This window comes from Njordella aestuarii, assembly GCF_056494165.1.
This window is the reverse complement of the sequence record NZ_CM151397.1, coordinates 1,739,749-1,762,196: the sequence shown is the minus strand read 5'-3', so window position 1 is coordinate 1,762,196 and position 22,448 is coordinate 1,739,749. Positions and strand designations below refer to the sequence as shown.

The 22,448-nt window shown below is 50.0% G+C and carries 14 protein-coding genes; 6 read left to right on the top strand and 8 right to left on the bottom strand.

The genetic code is table 11. From position 1 onward, the window contains the following. Positions 1-378: 378 nt before the first annotated feature. Together SH451x_RS06660 and purN are read right to left on the bottom strand one after the other, a co-directional pair. Positions 379-2,187 carry an alpha-amylase family glycosyl hydrolase gene (locus SH451x_RS06660; RefSeq protein ID WP_479361667.1) on the bottom strand — a complete coding sequence of 603 codons (1,809 nt, stop codon included), beginning with the start codon at positions 2,185-2,187 and terminating at the stop codon, positions 379-381. A gap of 189 nt (positions 2,188-2,376) precedes the next feature. Next, positions 2,377-3,012 carry a phosphoribosylglycinamide formyltransferase gene (purN, locus tag SH451x_RS06655; protein WP_479361666.1) on the bottom strand — a complete coding sequence of 212 codons (636 nt, stop codon included), beginning with the start codon at positions 3,010-3,012 and terminating at the stop codon, positions 2,377-2,379. A gap of 167 nt (positions 3,013-3,179) precedes the next feature. Here purN and SH451x_RS06650 point away from each other — a divergent pair, with 167 nt between their 5' ends. The 3 genes from SH451x_RS06650 (at position 3,180) to SH451x_RS06640 (ending at position 8,347) form a co-directional block, all read left to right on the top strand. Beyond that, positions 3,180-4,508, top strand: coding sequence for an outer membrane protein assembly factor BamB family protein (locus tag SH451x_RS06650; protein ID WP_479361665.1), 1,329 nt, complete (start codon positions 3,180-3,182; stop codon positions 4,506-4,508). A gap of 412 nt (positions 4,509-4,920) precedes the next feature. Then, the gene (locus SH451x_RS06645; RefSeq protein WP_479361664.1) at positions 4,921-5,535 is read left to right on the top strand and encodes a DsrE/DsrF/DrsH-like family protein; all 615 of its coding nucleotides are present in this window, start codon (positions 4,921-4,923) and stop codon (positions 5,533-5,535) included. Between the two features lie 10 nt (positions 5,536-5,545). Next, the gene (locus SH451x_RS06640) at positions 5,546-8,347 is read left to right on the top strand and encodes a sensor domain-containing protein (protein ID WP_479361663.1); all 2,802 of its coding nucleotides are present in this window, start codon (positions 5,546-5,548) and stop codon (positions 8,345-8,347) included. A gap of 47 nt (positions 8,348-8,394) precedes the next feature. On the opposite strand, the gene SH451x_RS06635 is transcribed toward SH451x_RS06640, so the two are convergent. The 6 genes from SH451x_RS06635 to SH451x_RS06610 form a co-directional block, all read right to left on the bottom strand. Beyond that, a complete protein-coding gene (locus tag SH451x_RS06635; protein WP_479361662.1) occupies positions 8,395-8,781 on the bottom strand; it encodes a DsrE family protein in 387 nt (128 codons plus the stop codon). Between the two features lie 28 nt (positions 8,782-8,809). Then, entirely contained in the window at positions 8,810-9,031 is a 222-nt protein-coding gene (locus SH451x_RS06630; protein WP_479361661.1) for a sulfurtransferase TusA family protein, read from the bottom strand. 184 nt (positions 9,032-9,215) lie between these two features. Further along, a complete protein-coding gene (locus SH451x_RS06625; protein ID WP_479361660.1) occupies positions 9,216-11,690 on the bottom strand; it encodes a glycogen/starch/alpha-glucan phosphorylase in 2,475 nt (824 codons plus the stop codon). A gap of 306 nt (positions 11,691-11,996) precedes the next feature. Then, complete coding sequence (locus tag SH451x_RS06620; protein WP_479361659.1) at positions 11,997-14,180, bottom strand: S9 family peptidase; 2,184 nt, start codon at positions 14,178-14,180, stop codon at positions 11,997-11,999. Positions 14,181-14,188: 8 nt separating this feature from the next. After that, complete coding sequence (locus tag SH451x_RS06615) at positions 14,189-15,133, bottom strand: putative 2-dehydropantoate 2-reductase (RefSeq protein ID WP_479361658.1); 945 nt, start codon at positions 15,131-15,133, stop codon at positions 14,189-14,191. 165 nt (positions 15,134-15,298) lie between these two features. Next, on the bottom strand, positions 15,299-18,019 hold the full coding sequence (locus SH451x_RS06610; RefSeq protein WP_479361657.1) for a DEAD/DEAH box helicase: 2,721 nt from the start codon (positions 18,017-18,019) through the stop codon (positions 15,299-15,301). Between the two features lie 458 nt (positions 18,020-18,477). Here SH451x_RS06610 and SH451x_RS06605 point away from each other — a divergent pair, with 458 nt between their 5' ends. The 3 genes from SH451x_RS06605 to SH451x_RS06595 are packed head-to-tail and all read left to right on the top strand — an operon-like array spanning position 18,478 to position 22,429. Continuing rightward, complete coding sequence (locus SH451x_RS06605; RefSeq protein ID WP_479361656.1) at positions 18,478-19,500, top strand: AAA family ATPase; 1,023 nt, start codon at positions 18,478-18,480, stop codon at positions 19,498-19,500. Next, on the top strand, positions 19,497-20,408 hold the full coding sequence (locus tag SH451x_RS06600; RefSeq protein WP_479361655.1) for a DUF58 domain-containing protein: 912 nt from the start codon (positions 19,497-19,499) through the stop codon (positions 20,406-20,408). The genes SH451x_RS06605 and SH451x_RS06600 overlap by 4 nt, the downstream gene beginning before the upstream one ends. Then, the gene (locus tag SH451x_RS06595; protein ID WP_479361654.1) at positions 20,405-22,429 is read left to right on the top strand and encodes a BatA domain-containing protein; all 2,025 of its coding nucleotides are present in this window, start codon (positions 20,405-20,407) and stop codon (positions 22,427-22,429) included. The genes SH451x_RS06600 and SH451x_RS06595 overlap by 4 nt, the downstream gene beginning before the upstream one ends. The last annotated feature ends 19 nt before the right edge of the window (positions 22,430-22,448 follow it).

Genomic DNA, 22,448 nt, shown 5'->3' with positions numbered 1-22,448 from the left:
CAAAGGTCGCGTTGTCGAGTGGTGAAGCTTCTGGATCTCTACTAAGAGATTGGAAGAGACGGAAAATTGATTAACAAAAATCTTCGCTGAAATCACGCCATGTCGCAACGGTACTTTCGGGAATTCATTATAGGGTGCTCAATTGTTGGTTATTACTGATGCCCATTCATGGGAAGGAAGCATGGGGACACCGTAAAATGTTGACGGCGGGGCAGAGTTGCCAGACTTTGCAGGTCGTACTTGATTTTGATGAGGTGGAATATGGCTTGACTGGCTCGTGTCGAAATCTTTGCGCTCATGTTTTTCGCGATTTCGGTTAGTGGCGAGCATCAGAAAGCCGATCTGCGAAAATATGAGATCGCATCGAAATAGTGAACTCTATTGCTGAGCTGCCAATCCTGCTTTTGCCGAAGCGTTTTGTAAGTTTTCATGCGATCTTTCTAAACGAAAGATTGCAATTGAGTACGCCCCAAGTTCAATCGTATCGTTTTCTGGCGTCACATTTTCCGGGCTACAGTCCACGTTTGCGAAATCTTTACCGTAACGTTTGTTGTCAGAATTGAAGATGCATTTCCAACTGCCTTCCGACGGCAGCGGCAATTCCAGTTGCTCGCGAATCACGTTCGAAAAATTCACCACGACTAAGGATTCCAAGCCGTCCTCTTCATGCCAGCGTCTAAAAACACATAGGTTATCGCCGTTGTGGGTTTGAAGAATTTCAATGTTAGGTGTTTGGAGCTCTTTCAATCCATCTGTTTCGGACGCTCGAAGCCTTATGAGGTCACGGTAGAAGTTACCGACGCCAGGGAAACGCTCCCTCTTTTCCCAGTCCAATTCAACAGTGTCTTGAAACCAACCTTCTTCCAGAAACTCTTGACCTTGAAACAACATTGGAACTCCGGGGCAGAGCAATGCCATGCCTGCGGCCAGCGTGCTGCGTTTGCGGGCAAAATATCCATCCGGACCATTTTCGTCAATTTCGTAAGGTACTCGAGCTTTACCGTTTGCGACTTCATCATGTGATTCGGAATAGACGACTCTTTGGAAAGCATCGCCGTTGTAACGATGGCACAGCGAATGGGCAAGCGTGTCCATATTTCGTTCGTTATCGTGTACTGCGATAGCGATGTTGCGAATCGGATGGACGAATTTTGCATCCCATTGCATGGTAAATCCAGCTCCTCCCTCCTCAGGACTTTTGGTCATCCATTCGTTATTTTGCAAATCCTCTGCGATCGTAATGCGGCCTGGATACTCATCGCGGACTATGCGATTAATCTCTTGCGTCAACGACCAACCTTCCGGAATTTCCGCGCCAGGATCCGAATCGCCCCGAACGTGACGGATATAAAGCGTCATATCGAAACGAAGTCCGTCGGCATGAAACTCATCGAGAAAATATCTCGCGTTGTCGATGATGTAGTGCCGAACCTCTTCGCGGCCATAGTCTGGTCGTGTGTCGCCCCAAGGCGTTGAACTTCGCCAATCATTGAAGAAGTAGATCCCACCTTTGTCGTTTTGAGACCAACCGTCAAACTGCCAAAGCGACAAGTCACTCGGGCCAAAATGGTTGTAAACGACGTCGACAATGACAGCTAGAGATCGTTTGTGACACTCGCGCACGAAACGCTTTAGCCCCAGCGGTCCACCATACGCTTGTTCAATCGAAAAAGGATGAGCCGGGTTATATCCCCATGAAATATCGCCGGCGAATTCCGCACATGGCATAATCTCGATCGTATTGATCCCGAGCTTCACCAAGTGATCTAGACGTTCAATCGCATCGTCGAACGTCCCAGGCACGTCAGCAGACTTGCGATTGTAGGTCCCAATATGCATTTCATAGATGACCATTCTTTCGCGGGGAATCGCCACCGTAGTTGTCTGCTCCCAGTCAAATTCATGGTTGCTGATTATTCCATTTCCAACAGAATTGGTGACTTCCACCGCGTAGGGATCGACCCGCGTAAATTCGTTGTCGCCATTCTTGATCCAGTATCGATACTCATCCTCAAAGCTGGCACTCTCGATTTCTGCGTACCAGAAACCACCTTCATTGCGCATGGGATGAGCAGTCTTGTTCCATTCGTTAAAGGTGCCAACGACGCTGACTTCGTCGGCGTGCGGCGCCCAGACACCAAAAGCAAATCCCTTTTCGACCTTGCGACATCCCAGGTTTTTGTACATAGACTTCAACTACCTACGGCCATTAAAATTTCGGAGCGGACACGGTTCGATCCTCCGATTGAAGGATCTCGGGGGCCCACAAGAGCAAAAGGCGTGCGCAAAATTGTAAAGCAGCAATTTCGACCACGTTCGTAGTCGTCCAAATGGTCGATGCACCGCCCTAGCGTAGATGGATTTCAGTGACAATCGTCAAGGCATAACGCTGATCGTTCGCTGGTCAGCAAGGACTGTAATCCTATTTTCTGCGAATGCTTGTAAGACGTCCGGCAGCAATTCCCGTTCGAGCTCCCCAACGCGTTGTTGCAACGACTCTGCAGTATCCGCTGGTTCTACCGAACATACCTTTTGCGCGATGATTGGACCGTGGTCGTACTGATTGTCAACAAAATGGACGGTACATCCCGAAACTTTGACGCCATAGTCGATCGCAGCTTGATGAACAGCTAAACCGTAATAGCCCTTGCCACAGAACGACGGAATCAGTGACGGATGAATATTGATCACGCGAAACATAAAGTCATCGGGTATCAACAGATGTTGTAAGTATCCTCCCATGACGACCGCTTGCAGCTCGCACTTCCGCAGTTCCGCGAACATGGCGTCGCGAAACGTCTCGCTGTCGGGATAGCTGCGCCGCGAGATAACTTGAAAGGGAATCCCATTCTGTTCGGCATACTTGATTCCACCGGCGTCTGGGCGAGACGCGACCACAAGCCTGATTTCGACGTCCAAAAGACCTGCTGAAATGCGGTCGAGCAAGTTCTTGAGAGTACTGCCGCTGCCTGAAATTAAGACTGCGATTGGTAATTTTTTTCTACTATTCATTCTTAAACAGTCAATTTTCAGGCTCAAATACGTTGCTTCCGCTTTCTTTCCAGCGGCAAACTGCAGCGTGCCGAGCGGCGATTCGGTAGAATACCGAAGTGTTTTTCCGAACGCAAAACTAGCAATCGCTATTTTACGCTTATCAACAGATTACCAAAGGAGTCTATATGAGCTATCGGTATCTTCAATTGTCCCTGTTGTCCTTTGCTGCCCTTGCTGGCCAAACATGCTTCGCCGAAACGAACGACTGGAACCCATGGCGAGGTCCTGACGGCAGCGGCGCTGTGGAATCGGCCGATCTACCGACGGAGTGGAGCGAGACCAAGAATGTCGCATGGAAGTCTGAAATTCCGGGGAAGGGCTCTTCAACTCCGATTATCTTAGGCAATAAAGTTTTCGTTCTATCTGCCATTGAAACCGATCGCAAAGATCCTCAAGCAAGTCCGCCTGCAGACGCAGATGGCGGCGGAGGCCGTCGATTCTCCGGCCCGCCACCCAGCAATTTTTATCAGTTCGTCGTCCTTTGCTTTGATCGCACCAACGGCAAGCTCCTCTGGCAACAGGTTGCAACGGAGGAAGTTCCTCACGAAGGCGGGCACGCTACTAACACCTTCGCGTCATCTTCGCCCGTAACCGATGGCAAGTATTTGTACGTTGATTTTGGCTCGCGAGGCATATTTTGTTATGACCTTGATGGCAAAAAGATTTGGGAAGAAAAATTTGGCAAGATGCAAACCCGCGCCTCCTTTGGCGAAGGCTCATCTCCAGCCGTTTATAAAGATACTCTGATTGTCCCGTGGGATCACGAAGGCCAATCGTTTATCGCCGCTTTGGACACCGCGACCGGCAAGCAAAAATGGAAGGTTGATCGTGACGAACGAACAACTTGGAGCACGCCACTGATCGTTGAACACAAGGGCACGGTCCAAGTCATTACCAATGGTAACACCGTTCGAAGCTACGACCTGAAAGATGGCTCGCTGATCTGGCAATGCAGCGGACAGGTTCAGAATCCAATCCCGACACCTGTGTTGTATGGAGACCACGTGATCTGCATGACAGGATATCAAGGTGACGCGATTCAATCGATATCGCTTGACTCCAAAGGTGACGTCACCGGAAAATCGGAGATCGCTTGGTCGCGCACGGATGCAGCTCCATACGTGCCTTCTCCGGTGCTGTACAAAGGCGTGCTGTACTTTACCAAGCAAAACAATGCAGTAATCTCAGCAGTCGACGCTGCTACTGGCGAGGTTTTTATGAAACAGCAACGTCTTCAAGGGATTCAAAGCGTCTATTCATCTCCCATTGCTGCGTCAGACCGAATTTACTTTACCGGCCGTGATGGCACGACAGTTGTGATTCGCCATGCAGAAAATGTTGATATCATCGCGACAAATACTCTGAACGAAACTGTCGATTCTTCGATCGCCGTGTCGGGTAATCAGCTCTTTATTCGCGGCGAGAAACATCTCTTTTGCATCGCTAACCCGTAACGCTTGGCTCACGCCAACTCTTTTGCCGTCGCAATTCTTACTCGGCTCCGTCCACCTCCATTCGGATTGGACGGAGCCTACTGCGACGCTGCTCTACGCTTATTCTAAAGTACACTGCTTCTAAAGCACACTGCGTAATCATCTCGTTGGTTTCCAAAGAGGTGTCGTCTTCAAATCACTTTCAAACGCGGCGACCAAGCGACTTTAGGTACGTTGCTCGAATCGACAATGCAAAGTGTGCAACTGGCTTTACAAATGGCACAATCCGCAAACTTGATGCGGGGAATACGACGGTTTGAGGTTTCTACGATGCGAAGGCGCTTTCGAAGTGACTTAAGGCGTACATTCTTCAGACGCATCATTCCGCCCAGTCGGACAAACGCCAGTCGTGTAAAGCCCTACAAACATCAAAATGGTTGCAACTCCTATTAACGACGATTCCCAGACGTACGCAGGCGTCAAGACGGACGAAGTAGTTAGCGCTGCGGTGTTTGCTAGTTTGGAAACTCGGTTGAAGGCTGTTGAGAATCGTATAGCAAGCCTGCCTGACGCAAACAAAATCAATCTGCTCGTGTTCGATGGCAGTCTCGACAAATTGTTAGCTGCATTTGTTATGGCAACTGGTGCGGCAGCGACTGGTTTCGAAGTCAGCATGTTCTTCACCTTTTGGGGAACTTCTGCGTTACGTAAATCTCCGTCCAAGCCAACCGGGAAGACTTGGGTCGAGTCCGCATTCGGTTGGATGCTGCCAAAGGGCCCACATGCGGCCAAGCTTTCCAAGATGGATATGTGCGGACTTGGACGTTGGATGATGAAACGTGAGATGCGTCAAAAGAACGTCGCGGACTTAGAAAAACTGATTGAGACGGCCGCTGAACTGGGCGTACAAATCAGCGTCTGCGAAATGTCCATGAAGCTGATGGGAATACAGAGAGCCGAACTCATGGATTATCCCAACTTGACATTTTGTGGTGTTGCAAGTTTTGCTGAACTAGCATCCCAAGCCAACACTACGTTGTTTATCTAACTCGTTTCCAATGCCTGATCGCGATAACTTACTTGACGAACATACAGACGCCTCAGTCGTCGGAATCGAATGCGATTTCGAAGACTCGCTGGATGTTGCGCAGCGTTTATCGCAACAGCTTGAGGCCTTTCAAGAAGTACTGTCAAACGCGCCACTCGAAGACAAAAGCGATCTTGCCTACCAGCGTTTGTTTCAACAGTTTCAAGATCTGCGAGACAGCGCAGTAACCACTGCGGAAGAGTTGCATTCGATCAAAGCCAGATCGGAATCGCTTGCTCGGGCGCAAGCAGATGCGATCGTGCATTCTGCCGAAATAATTCAGGAATTGGAAGATACCAAACTGCAGCTCAGTAAGGCAACGGCTGCAGCAGAAAAGGCGGCGAACGACACGCAGTGCTTGGCCGATACGATTTTCTCGCGAACCAATGACGCAGTTCTAATCATGCGTAATCGCGAGTGTATCGCCTGCAATGATAATGTTTTCAAAATGTTCGGATGCGAGGAAAGCGATGTCGTCGGGCGGTGGCCGCTGCCGCTGTCAGCCGAACGCATTCAGGCCGACTCTACAGAAAAATGGCGACTGCAGTCTGCATACGAAGCCGCAGCAGATGGCGAAGCTCAAACGATCGAACTTGCGTTTTTGCATCCACATCAAGACTTGATCTGGTGCGAAATCAAATTCACTCGCTTCTACATGCAAGAAGTCCTGCATATCTTGCTGACAATCGTTGATATCACCGGTCGGAAAAGTTTCGAAGATGAATTGCGTCGCAATCGCGATTTTCTCCATAACGTTATCAACGCAGTTCCCGATCCGATTTTCGTCAGCGATGACCAACAAAAGTTACTCGTAGCCAATGATTCGTACTGTGCTTCATTCGCCGTCGATCGGAATAAAATACTCGGACAACATCTAGGTGTAGTCTTTCCTGAGTACAGTGTCGACGATGTCGTTGAACACGACGTGTGCTCGATCCGCGACGTTAGCACTTGCGAAGTCGAACGCATTCACGTCCGCGAGGATGGTAGCAAGCGTGTGCACTCGATTCGTCGCTCAACTTTCGGCGACACATCGACTGGAAAGTATACGGTCGGAATCGCCCGCGATGTCACGATCGAGCGAGAGCACCAAAAGCGCTTAAAAGTATTGGCAAACGTTTTCAATCATGCCGCAGAAGGAGTCGCAATCCTTTCCCGCAGCGGTGTAATTCTAGAGGCGAACCCGCGTCTCCGAGAAATGTTCAATTGCAGTGAGTTAATTGACACATTTCTGCTCGATGTTGTTGATCTGGGGATCAAAGATTTCCTGAATGAACTGACCGAAGTCCATCACGGAAAGTCTTGGTCGGGAAAGGTCGTAGCGAAAACCAACGATGGAAGCGAACATTGGTACTGGCTGTCCCTGAGTGCTAGCGAGACGTCAGAAGATGCGACGGCGCAAATTATCGCTCTCTTTTCCGATGTCACACAACTGGAAAATTCACAACAGCAGCTTCAACTTCAAGCTCTTCACGACAACCTAACCGGATTGCCGAATCGCCGTTTCTTCCGTCAATATGTTGACGAACTAGTCCTGAAGCAGCAAGGTAAGAACTCGTCCTTCTCGATCTGCTTTATGGATTTGGACGACTTTAAAATAGTAAACGACTCGTTGGGACACGGCGTAGGCGATCAGTTACTAATCGCCGTCGCACAGCGGCTGACGGCTACAATTGGCAGCCAAGCCTTCATCGCTCGTTTTGGCGGTGATGAATTTGCAGCCGTCTTTCCCCAACGCAGAAGTAGCGACGAGTCCGTAGAAAGCTGCGTTCAGCGCTTAATAACGGCTTTCCAAGAAACGTTCCAACTTGACAGTAATGAAGTCACCATTGGGCTCAGCATCGGACTGTCTACATACTCTCCCGAATGCAGTGACTCAGAAACGTTAATGGCTAACGCTGATATCGCGATGTACGCGGCCAAGGCGGCTGGCAAGAACCACGCTCGCGACTTCTCGCCCGAGATGCAAGAGCGTGCCGACCAACGCCATCTGTTGCTCGCAGAATTGCGTAAAGTATTGCAAGGTGGCGGTATCTCGCTCGCATTCCAGCCCAAAGCCTGTGCTATCACAGGAGCAACACGTGGTTGTGAAGCGCTCGCACGCTGGATTCGTCCAGACGGAACGACTGTTTCTCCAGCGGAATTCATCCCCATCGCAGAACAGTCTGGAGTCATTCTGGCGCTTGGCGAATATGTCTTCTGCAAAGCCTTAGAGACGTGCCGCGACTGGGCTGATCGAGGCATCGACCTTTTCCCACTCGCAGTCAATATCTCTCCACAACAGTTAAGATCGGTACGGTTCGTCGATACCCTTGTCGAACTGATGGAACAGTACGGCGCTAAACCGGAATGGTTGGATATCGAAATCACCGAAAATGCGATGGTCGATGACATCGAACATGCGATCGAAACGATTAACCGCTTGAAAAACCTTGGCTTCCGTGTGGCCATTGACGACTTCGGCACCGGCTACTCATCTCTGAACTACCTAAGATTTTTCCGGATCAGTACGCTAAAAATCGACCGGTCATTCGTATCAGAAATTGCAGACGACCGAAATTGCTTGGCTATCGCGAACTCCATCATTTCGCTGGGCCACGGGCTTGGTCTCACGATCGTTGCCGAAGGTGTTGAGACTCCGGAGCAAGTCAAAATTTTGGGTGAAATTGGTTGCGATCTAATCCAGGGCTACTATCTTGCCAAGCCGATGGGCAAAGATCAAATCGAGAACTGGGTTGCCGAAAGACAACTCAAATCAGGCTGGGGTTTCTAGCGCGAGCGATATTTCTCGCCCAGCACCTGAAACTTGCAAACTCGTGACTAGAACGAGATACATACGCCTTGCAACGCAAGTTCGACCATTGCTGTAAAGCCACCGATCGACACTTGCGGAATCTTCTGCGCCGAAGGAACAACCCCTGGCCCACCTGCACTACAAGTTCGGTGACAGACAGAACATAACATAATATTGCCACCAGATTCGATGTACTGCGAGATCAGCGTCTCAAGCGAATCGAAGCCCTGTACGGTTATACCACTGGCGCTCCCTTCGTATCCCCAGACAGCACCATCACTAGTCAGAAAGACAGTGACTTCTTGGCCAAGCGATAGGGCGGACAATGCGCAGCTGAACGCCAGTGTAGCGTTTTTGCCATTGTCGGACTTCCCAGTCGTCAGCGCTACGACAACAGTCTTGGCTCTTTCCAATTTCTACATCCTTGTATTAGATTCGCCTTTAGGAAACAACGATAACGGCCCGTTGCGTTTCTTCTCCTTCGAACGATTCAATTCGATGACCGGTCCGACGTGACCACGCTTCCAAGTCCAGCTTGAAGGCCAGATCCGTTGCAAAGACTTCCAGCCGTTGCCCACTGGTCATCGTCTTAACTGCTTTTGTAAGCTGCACGATTGGCATCGGACAGTTCATGCCCTTGCAGTCGAGTGTTTGGTCCGTCATATGAGTCCGCCTTCCTTGCAACCCGATGAGTCATTGCGATAAACCGCAAGTTCGTTGGCGACAGAATGCAAAATTCTGCCACAAGAATCAAGACGAATCGCGACGAACCACATACTTCCTACGCCTGAGCGTACAGCGCCGACTTAATCGACGCCGCAGTCCGACGGTATTTTAGCAGAGCGCGCTAGCTGATCGGTTTAGCGTTCCAGATTTCGTCTGCATACTGCTGGATTGTCCGATCACTGGAGAACCAACCGCTATTGGCAGCATTCAAAATGCTCATTCGCGTCCACGCGTCTTGATCCAAGTACGCTTCACTGACGCTCTGTTGGGCGTCGATAAAGCTGCGAAGATCAGCGATCGTCAGCCACTGGTCACGAGGATTGCGGAGGCCAGAGGTAAGTAAATCAAAGATGCCGGGCTCTTCGGCATTGAACATACCACCTTCGATATTTTCCATAATACGACGAATGTCCGCATCTGCAGCAATGATCGCGTTCGGATCATAGCTTTTCTTCGCTTCGTCAACCTGGTCCGCAGTCAAGCCGAACAAGAAGAAGTTTTCTGCTCCGGCTTTCTCACGAATCTCAATGTTAGCGCCATCTAACGTTCCAATCGTCAGTGCACCATTCATCATGAACTTCATGTTGCCTGTGCCGGACGCTTCCTTGCCCGCAGTAGAAATTTGCTCAGAAAGTTCCGTTCCCGGGCAGATGACTTCCATCGCCGAGACGCGATAGTTCGGAAAGAAAACGCATTTTAAAAGGTCATTGGCAAGTGGGTCGGCATTGATGACTTTCCCTACGTTATTGACCAACTTCACGATAAGCTTAGCCACATGATACCCCGGAGCCGCCTTGCCGCCGATCAGCACACAGCGAGGAACCAAACCTTTAGTATCGCCGCGTCGAATCCTATCATACAAATGCACAACGTGTAGCACGTTTAGGAGTTGTCGTTTGTACTCGTGAATACGTTTTACTTGGACGTCAAAGAGTGCGTTCTCGTTGAATTGAACGCCTGTATTTTTGAGAACGTACTCCGATAACCGTTTTTTATTGGCTAACTTGACGGCATGCCACTTCTTGCGGAATGCAGCATCTTCCGCATACGGAATCAACTTGCTGATCGACTCAAGGTTCGATTCCCAATCGTTTCCAATGGTTTCGTTGAGCAAGTCACGCTGTAGAGGATTGCAATGTGAAAGCCAGCGACGTTGTGTGACACCGTTTGTTTTGTTGTTGAACTTCTTTGGCCAAATTTTATAGAAATCGGCGAACAGGCCAGACTTGAGCAATTCGGTATGCAAGTGTGCTACACCGTTGACAGAGAAGCTGCCGACGATACAGAGGTAAGCCATCCGAACATGCGGTTGGTCGCCTTCTTCAATCAGCGAGACGCGTTTGCGTAAGTCCAAATCATCGGGCCACTTGCGAGCTACTTCGGCAAGAAATCTTGCGTTGATTTCGTAGATGATCTCCAACAATCTCGGGAGCAAGCGGCTGAACAACCGCACTGACCAACGCTCTAGTGCTTCGGGAAGCAATGTGTGGTTCGTGTAGGCCATGCAATCTTTGGTGATAGCCCATGCTTCGTCCCATTCCAAACCATGCTCATCGATAAGCAATCGCATAAGCTCGGGCACCGAACACGCAGGATGCGTATCATTCAGTTGGAAGCAATTCTTTTTTCCGAAATCGGCAAAGTTCTCGCCGTGTTGTTCGACCCATTTCGCGATCACATCCTGGAGGCTGGCCGACACTAGGAAATACTGCTGTTTTAGCCGCAGTTCTTTACCATTTTCACTGGCGTCATTTGGGTAAAGAACCATCGAAATCTGTTCAGCATTGTTCTTTTGGCGAACGGCCTCGGTATAGCTACCCGAATTGAACTCTTCGAGATCGAATACGTCGGTAGCTTCCGCTTTCCAAAGCCGCAACGTATTGACCGTTTCATTCTTGAAGCCCGGTATAGGCATGTCGTAGGGAACGGCTAACAAATCAGAACTGCCGACCCAGCGGATATGCATCGTACCTTCCGCATCAAAGTATCGTTCCGTGTGTCCCCAGAACTTGATTGTGCGTGTGTCTTCCGGACGTTCAATCTCCCAAGGATTTCCATCGCGCAACCAGTGGTCAGGTGCTTCGACTTGACGTCCTTGCTCAATAAATTGATGGAACATGCCGAACTCATAGCGAATGCCGTAACCAGCAACTGGTAACTTAAGATTCGCACAACTATCTAAGAAACACGCGGCAAGTCGTCCCAGACCACCGTTTCCTAAGCCAGCATCTAACTCTTCCTCAGCAATCTCTTCCAGCTTCAACCCGTAGCCATGCAACGCTTCGCGTACATCTTTGTCCAAGTCCAGGTTTTGTATGGCGTTGTTGAGCGATCGGCCTAGCAGAAACTCGAGTGAGAAGTAATGTACTTTGCGAGTGTCTGCGGTCGCAAATTTTTCGCGACTGGTCAACCATAGTTGGCTCACTCGATCTCGAACAGCATTGGCAAGTGCGCGGTAATGGTAGACTGGTTGAGTATTCTGATCGTGATGGCCAAGCGTGTAATATAGATGTCTTCTTAACTCGTCTGGCATTGGCCCCAAGAGGTCATACGCAGCACTTTTGACGGCTTCCGGTGTTTGTTCAAGCTTGTTCATCTTGTCAATCTTTTTGGGTGACTTACGATCTAAAACACTGGCAAACATTGTCGCCAATGTTCGCCAGTTTGTCGACGATCATATCGTTTGTCAGCCGCTGAAGGCGACGTCAATTTGCCTTCCGTTTGATGGCAATTTCCGGGCCCGAATCTGACGCTAATGGATTCACTATTTGCCACTATTGCGAAATTCGTGACAAAGACGACTTAAATTCGCAGCTCTTTTGAAAGCAAAAGCAAAAAGTTTTTTGCCAGGAAAAAGCGACGCGCGTGTTAACACACTGTTTCAACGTCAACTGCCAAGGACTCATCTGCCGGGAGCGTCTTTGCAGTGCTTGTCCAGCCACTGAAAAACTTCCGTGTGCCATCGATGCCCATTGGCGGCTTTGTTGACCCAATGACCTTCGTCGGGAAAGTTTACGAAACGGCTCGGGATGTTCAAACGCTGCAAAGTCGTGAACAGCTCGATGCCTTGGCCGATCGGGCAGCGAAAATCTTGATCGTTGTGAATCACCAGCATGGGCGTACGATACTTAGCAAGCTCGCCAGCCTTCGCCTGAGGTGAGAATTCTCGATAGCTCTCTGGTCTCTCCCAGGGCGTACCGCCATGCTCGTATTCGTCGAACCAGAGTTCTTCGGTAGTGCCCCACATGCTTTCGAAATTATAGACGCTGCAATGAGTCACCAGCGTGCAGAACCGTCCAGTGTTAACAGCGAACCAATTCATCATGTACCCACCAAAGCTCGCGCCGGCAGCGGCAATGCGGTCCTTGTCCACATACGGCAAAGTTTCAAGGTAGTCCGCTCCAGCCATCAAATCACGGTAGCACTTGCCGCCCCAATCACCAGAGATCTGATCTGTAAACTCCTGTCCAAACCCCGTCGATCCACGAGGATTTGGCAGAGCGACGACATAACCTTGCGATGCCCATAGCGCTGGATTCCAGCGATAACTCCATGCATCGTTCCAAGCTCCTTGCGGACCACCGTGAATCATATACACAGTTGGATATTTCTTTGACGGATCGAAACCTGGCGGTTTCAAGATCCACATCTGCAGCTTATAGTCGCCTTCAATCGGAATATCCTTAGTCCATTCGGGAACGATGCTCGCAAGGGATGAGACGAGATCGCTGTTCGCTTGGCTAAGATTCATCACATCGCCATCTGCTTTCTTAACAAACACTTCTGCCGGAGCGGTCAGTGTCGACTCGGTGTACACGAGAAGATTGTCGTTGTGCACAGACAAGTCATGAACGCCAGCCATTTCATCAACGGCCACTTTCCCCTTGTCTCCTGATTCAGTAACCTTTTGTCGGTAAATTCGACTGCGACCTTCCCACTCGGTTGTGAACAACACATCGTCGTTGTTGGCCCACGTAAATTCACCGACGGATATATCATCAGCCAGCTCCCATCGTTTGATATCACCTTGCACCATCCCTTCAGGGCTAATCTTGGCCGTTGAAATCAACCAACGGTCTGCTTCGGCTCCAGGCGTTTGTTGCGACCGCCACGCCAAATGCTTTCCATCGGGTGATATTTGTGGCCCACTATCGCCTGCTTTGTTCGACGACGTCATATTTTCCCAGTTTGTTTTGACATTGTCAGCCGAAACGCGACAAAGATCGTAGTTGGTGCTCCACGCCTCCAAACTGACCTTCTCCGGATCATGCGGAGGTGCAGTAAAGATTAGGTGAGAACCATTAGCACTAAAACAAAAGTCCCGGCCCGACGAAAAAGTTGATGAAGTCGGACTTGCGTCTCGGTCACCAGGCGTTGCGTCATGCGGAAGCCCCTTCGCTCGCAGCTCTCCGTCAACTACATCTAATTGCAGCACAAACAGGTGCTGTCGCTTTCCCTCGACATAAGAATCCCAATGTCGATAAAACAAGTGATCTGCAGTGCGAACTTTTACAATTGACTCCTCAACGCTCTTGAGTTTCTGTTCGTTTTGTTTCGCAATCTCTTCATCGGAACCATCTGTGAACTCGGGGAATACAGAACTTACAAAAGCGAGCTTGCTTCCATCGGCTGACCACACCGGTTGTGAAGCTTCGGTAGCGATCGTGGTCAACTGCTGTGCCTCGCCGCCATCCAGTCGCATCCACCACAACTGGGAACTGCCTGAGCGATTGGATTCAAACAAAACGAATTTGCCATCGGGAGAAAATTGTGGGTTGGTGTCGCGCTTTCCCGAGTTCGTTAGCTGACGCGGGACGCCACTCCCGTCAGCGTTTGCAAGGTACAGATTGGTAACAGTCTCGTTTGTCTCTGCATTGACCTTGGACACTTGATACACAACCAATGTGCCGTCGGGCGATAACTTTGGCGAAGCGACACGTGCAAAATTGTATAGATCGTCGATCTGCATAGAACGTTGCTTAGTAGATGGTTGAGCTTGAGACTTTGTCGGGACAATGAATATGCAAACAGCCAATGTGAATACTAAAAAAGCGGCCAGTTTGCTACGGTGTTTTATCAGTGGCATAGTTCAATCTACTTGGAACAGTGTTTTCGATTCAGGAAGCTGAGCTGTTGGAATAGCATTGTTGTCTTGAGCGGCGAGTAGCCCGCGTCAACCGCGGCGAGGATCGGGTTCTGAAAGATATATTGAATCTCCATCGGCCTGCCTGCCAGATAGTCTAATCGCATCGAGGAATCGTAGGGCACCATATGCTCTGTATGCTCCATCATTTTCTGAACATGATCGGCACCAAGTTCAAGTCCAATCGCTTTGGCACTCGATTCTACTTCCAGCATGAGGTCCAGCGCAAGTTGTCGCGAGTGCTCGTTCTCCATGATATCCGAAGTCGAAGCATTCAATGCAACAGACAAACCATTGAAGGGGATGTTCCACATCAATTTCCGCCAGCGCGCGGTCGAAAGATTCGGCGCGATCGTCGCAGGCACGTTTGCGGATTGGAAGAGAGCAGCCAGCGTTTCCACAACTTTGCTCGACACGGGCGTTCCTTTTTCATCGCGTCCTCGATACGCGGCCATCTCGATACGGCCGTAGTCCAAATGCTGGATATGTCCAGGACCTTTTTTATTGGAACAGAGAAAGCAACAACCGCCGATCGTTCGCTCTGGCCCAATTATGTGCGCAGTGGCTTCCTCCACAAATAATCCGTTCTGCAGCACCAAGGCGACGGTGTGAGGGCCAATAATTGGTGGTAGAAGCTTGGCAAGCGCCTCGTTGCTAGTTGACTTGATAGCCACGATCACAAAATCAACTTGAGGCATCTGCGATGTGTCATTGTACACATTCACGTCTGGCAAAACGAAGTCGCCCCATGTGCTTTCGACAATCCATCCTTGCTTGCGAATTTGTTCGAGATCATCGCGGACGTGAAAATGCACATCATGGCCGTGACGCGCCAAGCATCCGCCATAAAAACCTCCCAAGCCCCCTGAACCTATGATCGCAAAACTGCTCATCATTCCCTACTTTCACGAGCCACCAACGAGCAAACGAAACGCCATTCGCCGCTGCTACAGCGTTCAAATGTAAAGGATTAGCAGCAATCTTCTAGGGGCTTTTTGAGCTATCTTTACTGAACTCGGCATACCGAATTACCGCCTACGCTGATATTACCTCAGTGTATGTTAGATGTACCGCATCACTCGCTTCATCATCTCGACCGGATTTTTCTGCCACATTCGATACGACAGCGGCATAACGCGCAGTCCTGCACGTTCTAACATTCGATACTGCTCGAGAGACAAGGACTCAGCAAAACGGTCGTGATGACCTATCAAATCTATACCAATTGACCTTTCGCCTCTCGTTAGAATTAGATCGATCGTACAACCGGCGACCTCAAAGTCCCAGTAGCTCTGCACCGCTTCGTTGGAAAGACACGTCGTTATTACATTTCGAAATTGATCAATAGCTTTATCTGCTTGTTTAACAATCTTAGCAGTTGAAGGCTCAAGCAGTTGGCGCAACAATGAGCTAGCGGAATGCCTCGTAATATCGAATGAAAAGTAAAAGTACTGCTCATCGCGTGCGCGAGTGATTGCAACGTTCAATACATTACGTTGATTCAAAAACCGAATCGTCGCTGAATGCGCGTCATTGTCTGCAACTAGAGAAATATACATCACATCTCGCTCTTCGCCTTGAAAGCTATGCGCAGTGCCCACCAGTAGGTCATGTGCAACCAAGTCTTGGTACTGGAAACGCTTTTCCATTTGCGTTGTCAAATACTCGACTTGATCTCGAAACGGTGATAGAACGCCAATGGTTTGCTTGCAAGCAGTACTTGATTGCGATTGAATCCTAGCAGCGATGGCGTCAAGTATCATATTCGCCTCAATTTCATTACAACCGTTGTCGAGTCGTTTACCGCCGCAGTAAACAACGGAGACCGATTGGCGATTGGAGTGGTTGGGGTGTGAGCGCATGATTGCCAATGAGTTTTCATAAAATGCAGAATTGCTGAATCGAATAATGGAGGGCAAGCTGCGATAATGCTCATTCAGTAGCGACACTTGGCTTTGATCGGAGATCGCATCGCTCACGGCATCAAGTATCGATTTGTCTCGATAATGCCACCGTTCCAGCTCAAAACACGTCAACTCATTCTCGGATGCGATTGTTTGGAGGCGAGCCTCAGGAAGGAAGCAAACGTGTCGCAACTGATTGGGATCACCAACAATTACGCACCGTTTGGCTCGGTAGAGCAATGGCAAGCAACTTGCAATGTCACACTGACTTGCTTCGTCCAAAATTGCAACATCAAACATTTCCCGTCGCAACGGTAGCACATTGGAAAGGTCAGCAAGTTTGCATAACCAAATCGGAAATGCATGAAGCAACCTCGAAAAATTCACGTCCTCGAAAAGACTCTGTTGCTTACTATCGCTCCGAGAGCGGAGCGCTTGTAAAAAGCTTGATATGTTATTGCGATATTTGACTACCAACCGTTCCAGCCGAGTGCACATTACATGGCTTAGATAGTCCTTCGTCACGGCGCAACGTTGCTCACGTAGCAATGCAAGCTGCTCGGCAGTTCTCCATGGATCGCAATTCGCTACAGCCCACGCCGAATACGATCTAAACATAGGAAAAAGAAGTCGTTCTTTAAGCGTTACTGGTACTTCGTAAGAAAGTTTTCCCCAACGCGTTTCGCTTATGATTTCGCGCTCGAACAGTTTTTCAGTCGAGCGAATTCTCCGGTCTAACTTATTGATTTCCTTGAGCAATGACTTTGCACTCTTGCGCCCTTTGCGCGGCGAATATCCTTGCAGTAGACGTTCGAGCTTGGCCTTTAGTTCACGCATGAACTCCTTGCGACCAGCCCGAACCACCGAGAGACTACTTCCAACTTGATCTTCGATTTTCTCCGCCACAACATTCACTGCTTGATCCATGCGTGACGCGATCAGAACTGTTTCGCCTCGCGAGAGATGGTCGAGGGCAATACTCGCTATCGTATGCGATTTCCCCGTTCCCGGCGGACCTATCACCAGAGTTAACTCATTGTTCGAACTAGAGCGCAACATCTGCTCTTGAGCAGCACTCAAAATCGTTGGCGCAATATATCGCCGTGCTGGATTCCGCGTGCTCCTCTTGGTTTGGCATGGGTTGAGTAGTGCGCTAATGGTTTTGGATTGAGAACTTGAAGGTATGATCAAATCCAGCTCGTGCAGAACACCTCGAGTGTCAGGGGAGTTTGGGAGCAACGCAATTGCCGCAGAATTTATACACTCCCACCGACCTTCGCGTAAATTCTCGCAGCACGTATTCGCCTCTTTAGCATTTAGTAATTCTGGAAAAGCGGACAGCCCGCCAAAATCAACGCTGGGCAATACCATCGCCAAGCGAGCAGCAACCGTGTGTAATGTCTCCCGTTGCCACGGCAGTGGAGGGAGTTGGTTCAAACACAATTCCACTTCTTTGGCGTCAGCCCCAGTCGCATCGGCGATTGCCGCAAATGCTGAAAAATTGAAACGCACTGTCGCTGCACTTGGCTCGAGAAAGATAGCCTCACCTGACTCGCTGAATTCACAACTCATGAATAGCAGTGGAGCACATACTCTCTTTGGCAGCGCAGGGATCGATTGACCGCAACCGATTACTGGAAAGGCCGTGTACACAAGTGTCTTGTCGCGACGATAGCTGAACGTTTCCTTGCGAAGCTCTTCGGCGTACGCTTTCGGTAGTGCAAGTCTAGGAGAAGTCCCAGACACTATGAGCTCTTGACCATCTACGAACCGAATGTGACGATGCTTTGAGTCCTGCAGGTTGGATATAGCTGTCTCTCGATTATCCGCCTCGTAGCAACGGCGAGCATAACTGATCAGTTGTCTAATTGAGGCCATTGAAAAGTGCTATGCTGAAAAATCGCATCCGTCGAACATGGTATTCGTTCGAATCCCAAAGTTTCTGAAACCATAACCAAACAGTGCACTCATGTTCAGCTGGCAATTTTGAGCCAGCATACTGCAATAGCCCAAGCTCGCAGCATCGAACAATTCTCGAACGCAGGAATCTAATAGCTACCTTCATTTCCATACGTGATCTACTCGGAACTGCTGATATCCTACTTTCAGCTTAAAACTTCATCCAGTAATCAACGCCCTTCCAGCGTCAACTTTTTTGCAGAGTTTGAGCCCAAGGAGTATTTCTATCCCCTGGTCGCTCGTTAAATCGTGAAGCTTCCGCGTAAATCGTACAGCATGTATTCGGGTTCGGTGCAGAAATTTTTGTTTCTTTCCACCCGCTGGCAAGGAATCGGTATAATGCGTAGCGATATAGTTAACTTCAAGCAGGGGAATCTATGAGCCAACTGAATCCTACCGAAGTGCAAAAGCTGAGCGGCGATGATGTGCAAGCAATTGATAGGCTGCGTCAAGCCTATCGAGAATTGATCGCTGAGATCGGCAAAGTGATCGTCGGCCAAAAGGATACTGTGGAACAATTGGCTATTTGCCTGTTCGCTCGTAGGCATGCACTACTTATGGGCGTTCCAGGCTTGGCTAAAACACTGCTGGTTAGCAAATTAGCGGAAACGCTGTCTTTAAACTTCAGTCGCATCCAGTTTACGCCTGACTTGATGCCGATGGATATTACAGGCACCGACATTCTGCAGGAGACTCAATCGGGACGTCGCGAATTCCAGTTCGTGCATGGCCCAGTGTTTGCCAACATCGTCTTGGCCGATGAAATCAATCGTGCCCCGCCCAAGACACAAGCCGCGATGCTTGAGGCGATGCAAGAACAACGTGTAACGGTTCTTGGCAAATCGTTTGAACTGGAATCTCCGTTCATGGTCTTGGCCACGCAAAATCCCGTTGAGCAGGAAGGCACTTACCCGCTACCGGAAGCGCAACTTGATAGATTCATGTCGTTGATCGAGCTTGATTATCCCAGCGAGGAAGAAGAGATTCAGATCGCTCGTACGACGACTGGTGATGATGTTGTGACGCTCAAAGCACTGATGACGGCTGAGCAAATTATCGATCACCAACGCTTGGTACGTCGCGTCCCGGTGCCCGATCACATTTACACTTACGCAGCACGTTTAGTTCGTAAAACAAGGCCAACCGCCAGCACCGCTCCAACGTGGCTCAAGCCGTTGGTAGCTTGGGGCGGTGGTCCTCGAGCAGTGCAAAACTTGATTCTTGGAGCCAAAGCGCGTGCAGCGCTGTACGGCAGCTACATGGTACGTTTAGAAGATGTCAAAGCTGTCGCCGCTCCAGTTCTTACCCATCGTTTGATCACCACGTTTGCCGCGCAAGCTGAACGAGTCTCGGCAAAAGATATCGTAAAAAGGCTTATCGACGAAACATCGGATGCATGAGCACTGAACGCAAACAACGCAGCTTTGTCGATCCAGTCGTGCTAGCGCAGCTTGGCGCGTTGCCGTTACGATCGCGTAAACCCATGTTAGGCAGTGTTTCAGGCCGGCATGCCAGTCCGCATCGCGGGGCCAGCGTCGAGTTCGCTGAGTATCGCAAATACGTACCCGGCGATGATCTGCGCCGTCTCGACTGGCGAGCGTACGCACGCTCGGATCGTTTCTACATAAAAGAATTTGAAGCGGACACCAATCTGCGACTTGTCTTTGTCGTCGACTCCAGCGGTTCGATGAACTTTGGCTCGTCCGGTACGACAAAGCTGGAGTATGCCAAACGCGTGGCAGCGGCACTGAGCTATCTGGCAATCCAACAAGGCGATGCAGCTGGCTTGGCAAGTGTAGCGAAAGGCATCGTCCAGAGTATTCCGCCTCGTCGCAATCCGGCGCACCTAACAACAATTTACAACGCTCTGGAAGCGGTCAAAGCCCAAGGCGAAACCGGATTGGTGAACATTCTGCACGAATTAGCAGAAACAGTTCGACAACGCGCACTGATTATCGTTTTATCGGACTTGTTTATCGAAACAGAACTCTTGCGAGGCTGTTTTGAACACTTGCGTTTCCGTAAACATGACGTGTCAGTATTCCATTTGCTCGACCCCACCGAACTTAACTTTGCAGTCACCCGGCCAACTCGATTCCTCGACATGGAAGGTGGCACATCGATCTTTGCCGATCCGGCGGAAATTACAGATCGCTACCACCAAGCCCTAGACGAATACCTCGAAAGTTTGCACCGCGTTGTGCTTGAGACGGAAGTCGATTACCGTCGCGTCACTATCGATACGCCCTACGCGCAGGAACTTACGAAGTTTCTCGTCGATCGGGCATTTGCAAGGATCGCCCGGTGAGCTTTCTTCAGCCCTTGATGTTGATTGCACTTCCAGTGATCGGGTTGCCAATCCTGATTCATTTGATCAATCAACGTCGTTACCAAACGCGGCAGTGGGGAGCTATGATGTTTCTCCTAGCCGCAAATCGCATGAATCGTGGCTTTGCCCGAGTTCGTCAGTGGTTGATACTGGCGATGCGAACGCTTGCGATCGCTGCCCTGATATTCGCGATTGCGAGGCCGCTAGCCAGCGGTGTGTTAGGTGTTTCAGGCGCGAAAGCTGATACGACGATTATCTTGATGGATCGCTCGCCCAGCATGCAACAGGTTGGCGTTGGCGGGTTAACTAAACTTGAAACTGGCCGACAACAACTCTACCGTACTCTGGAAACGCTGGGTGCGGACCATTGGGTTGCAGTTGACGCTGCGACGCATCAAATTCAATCGTTCGATTCTCTGGATGACCTGATGAGCGCATCTGCTATGCAGCCTGCTACGGCAACTTCAGATCTAGTCGGCATGCTTACGAATGCATTAGAGTACTTGAAGGAAAACAAACCTGGGTCGACTGAAATTTGGATATGTTCGGATTTGAAGGAAGCAGACTGGAATGCGCAGAGTGGGACTTGGAACTTGATTCGTGAAGGGTTCCAACGTTTACCGCAAACCGTTCAGTTCCATTTATTGGCATATCCCGAGGTCGCGTCATCGAATCTAGCAGTCAGGGTTACTGAAGCGCGGATCGAAACGTCCGCTGACAATGGGCCTGCCGAAAGTAGCTTGGTGCTATCGATGCAAGTCAATCGCACCTCCACCGAGCCGGAGTCATTGGGTACCCAGGAAGTCCCGCTGCAAATCGAGATCGATGGGAAGCGGAGTATGCTCACAACAAGTTTGTCTGGTCAGAGCACTGAAATTCACGAACATCGAATTGCACTTACCAGCGAACAAAAAAGCGGCTGGGGGCGAGTTTCTTTGCCGGCGGATGCATCTAACGGAGACAATGAGTTCTATTTTGTGTATTCCGAACCACCGACGCCCCGTATCGTCGTCATTTCCGAGGATCGCGAGGCAACGTTGGCTCTCGAGATTGCCGCCGCTGTTTCTGCTGATGGAACCGCGACATCGCTGGTTGAAGTTTTGACTCCCACGCAACTCAGCTCCCTAGTACTCGACGACACATCGCTGCTGCTTTGGCAAACCGAGCTTCCGGACCCTGACCTTTCGCGAGCAATCGAGAAGTACATCGATCAAGGTGGACAGGTGGTCTTCTTCCCACCCTCGCGTATGTTCGATCAATCCGGTGAAGCATTAACCAACAGTTTTCTAGGAGTAGCCTGGGATGAGTGGTTCAGAAGCGATACTGCGGTACAAGTAGACAGTTGGCGCGGAGATCAGGATCTATTTGCGGCGACAAGCAGCGGTGCAGGTTTGCCAGTAGGTGAACTTGAGTTACAAGGCTATGCGAAACTCATTGACGACGGTGAAATGTCTCATTTGGCGACATTGACGACGGGTGACCCGTTACTCACTCGCGTGCCCACTGACAAAGGCGGAGTTTATTTTATGACCGCCTCTCCGGAACCCGGCAGATCTTCGCTGGCGAGCGACGGTGTGGTGCTGTTTGTTGCAATGCGGCGAGCGATTGAGCGGGGGCAGAATGCCATGGCCAACACCGCTCAACAGATCGCCGGCGAGGTCAGGGAAACTACTTCGAACTGGCGAAAGATTGCTGGTGCCGAAGACACTCTGTCGACTGAGTTTGGTTATCACGCGGGCGTTTATGAGACCGATCAACATTGGGCTGCTGTGAATCGTTCGCCGCAAGAGGACCTTGCCGTTCAACTAACGGACGCTCAGCTGAACAGCTTGTTTGCAGGCTTGCAGTTCACGAAAGTCAACGACTCGGCCGGAAATCTGTCTGGTATCGTCCGTGAAGTGTGGAGATTCTTCTTAGTTTCCATGATTGTTGCGTTATTGATTGAAGCATCTCTTTGTTTGCCGCGAGTACCGCACACAGCAAAAGTAACACCAGCGTAACTCCAAGAGCGTTTCGCTC

What these genes read in the sequence shown, in the direction of transcription:
- SH451x_RS06660 (WP_479361667.1), bottom strand. Translation starts at nt 2,187, where the DNA reads ATGTACAAAAACCTGGGATGTCGCAAGGTCGAAAAGGGATTTGCTTTT.
- purN (WP_479361666.1), bottom strand. Translation starts at nt 3,012, where the DNA reads ATGAATAGTAGAAAAAAATTACCAATCGCAGTCTTAATTTCAGGCAGC.
- SH451x_RS06650 (WP_479361665.1), top strand. Translation starts at nt 3,180, where the DNA reads ATGAGCTATCGGTATCTTCAATTGTCCCTGTTGTCCTTTGCTGCCCTT.
- SH451x_RS06645 (WP_479361664.1), top strand. Translation starts at nt 4,921, where the DNA reads ATGGTTGCAACTCCTATTAACGACGATTCCCAGACGTACGCAGGCGTC.
- SH451x_RS06640 (WP_479361663.1), top strand. Translation starts at nt 5,546, where the DNA reads ATGCCTGATCGCGATAACTTACTTGACGAACATACAGACGCCTCAGTC.
- SH451x_RS06630 (WP_479361661.1), bottom strand. Translation starts at nt 9,031, where the DNA reads ATGACGGACCAAACACTCGACTGCAAGGGCATGAACTGTCCGATGCCA.
- SH451x_RS06625 (WP_479361660.1), bottom strand. Translation starts at nt 11,690, where the DNA reads ATGAACAAGCTTGAACAAACACCGGAAGCCGTCAAAAGTGCTGCGTAT.
- SH451x_RS06620 (WP_479361659.1), bottom strand. Translation starts at nt 14,180, where the DNA reads ATGCCACTGATAAAACACCGTAGCAAACTGGCCGCTTTTTTAGTATTC.
- SH451x_RS06615 (WP_479361658.1), bottom strand. Translation starts at nt 15,133, where the DNA reads ATGATGAGCAGTTTTGCGATCATAGGTTCAGGGGGCTTGGGAGGTTTT.
- SH451x_RS06610 (WP_479361657.1), bottom strand. Translation starts at nt 18,019, where the DNA reads ATGGCCTCAATTAGACAACTGATCAGTTATGCTCGCCGTTGCTACGAG.
- SH451x_RS06605 (WP_479361656.1), top strand. Translation starts at nt 18,478, where the DNA reads ATGAGCCAACTGAATCCTACCGAAGTGCAAAAGCTGAGCGGCGATGAT.
- SH451x_RS06600 (WP_479361655.1), top strand. Translation starts at nt 19,497, where the DNA reads ATGAGCACTGAACGCAAACAACGCAGCTTTGTCGATCCAGTCGTGCTA.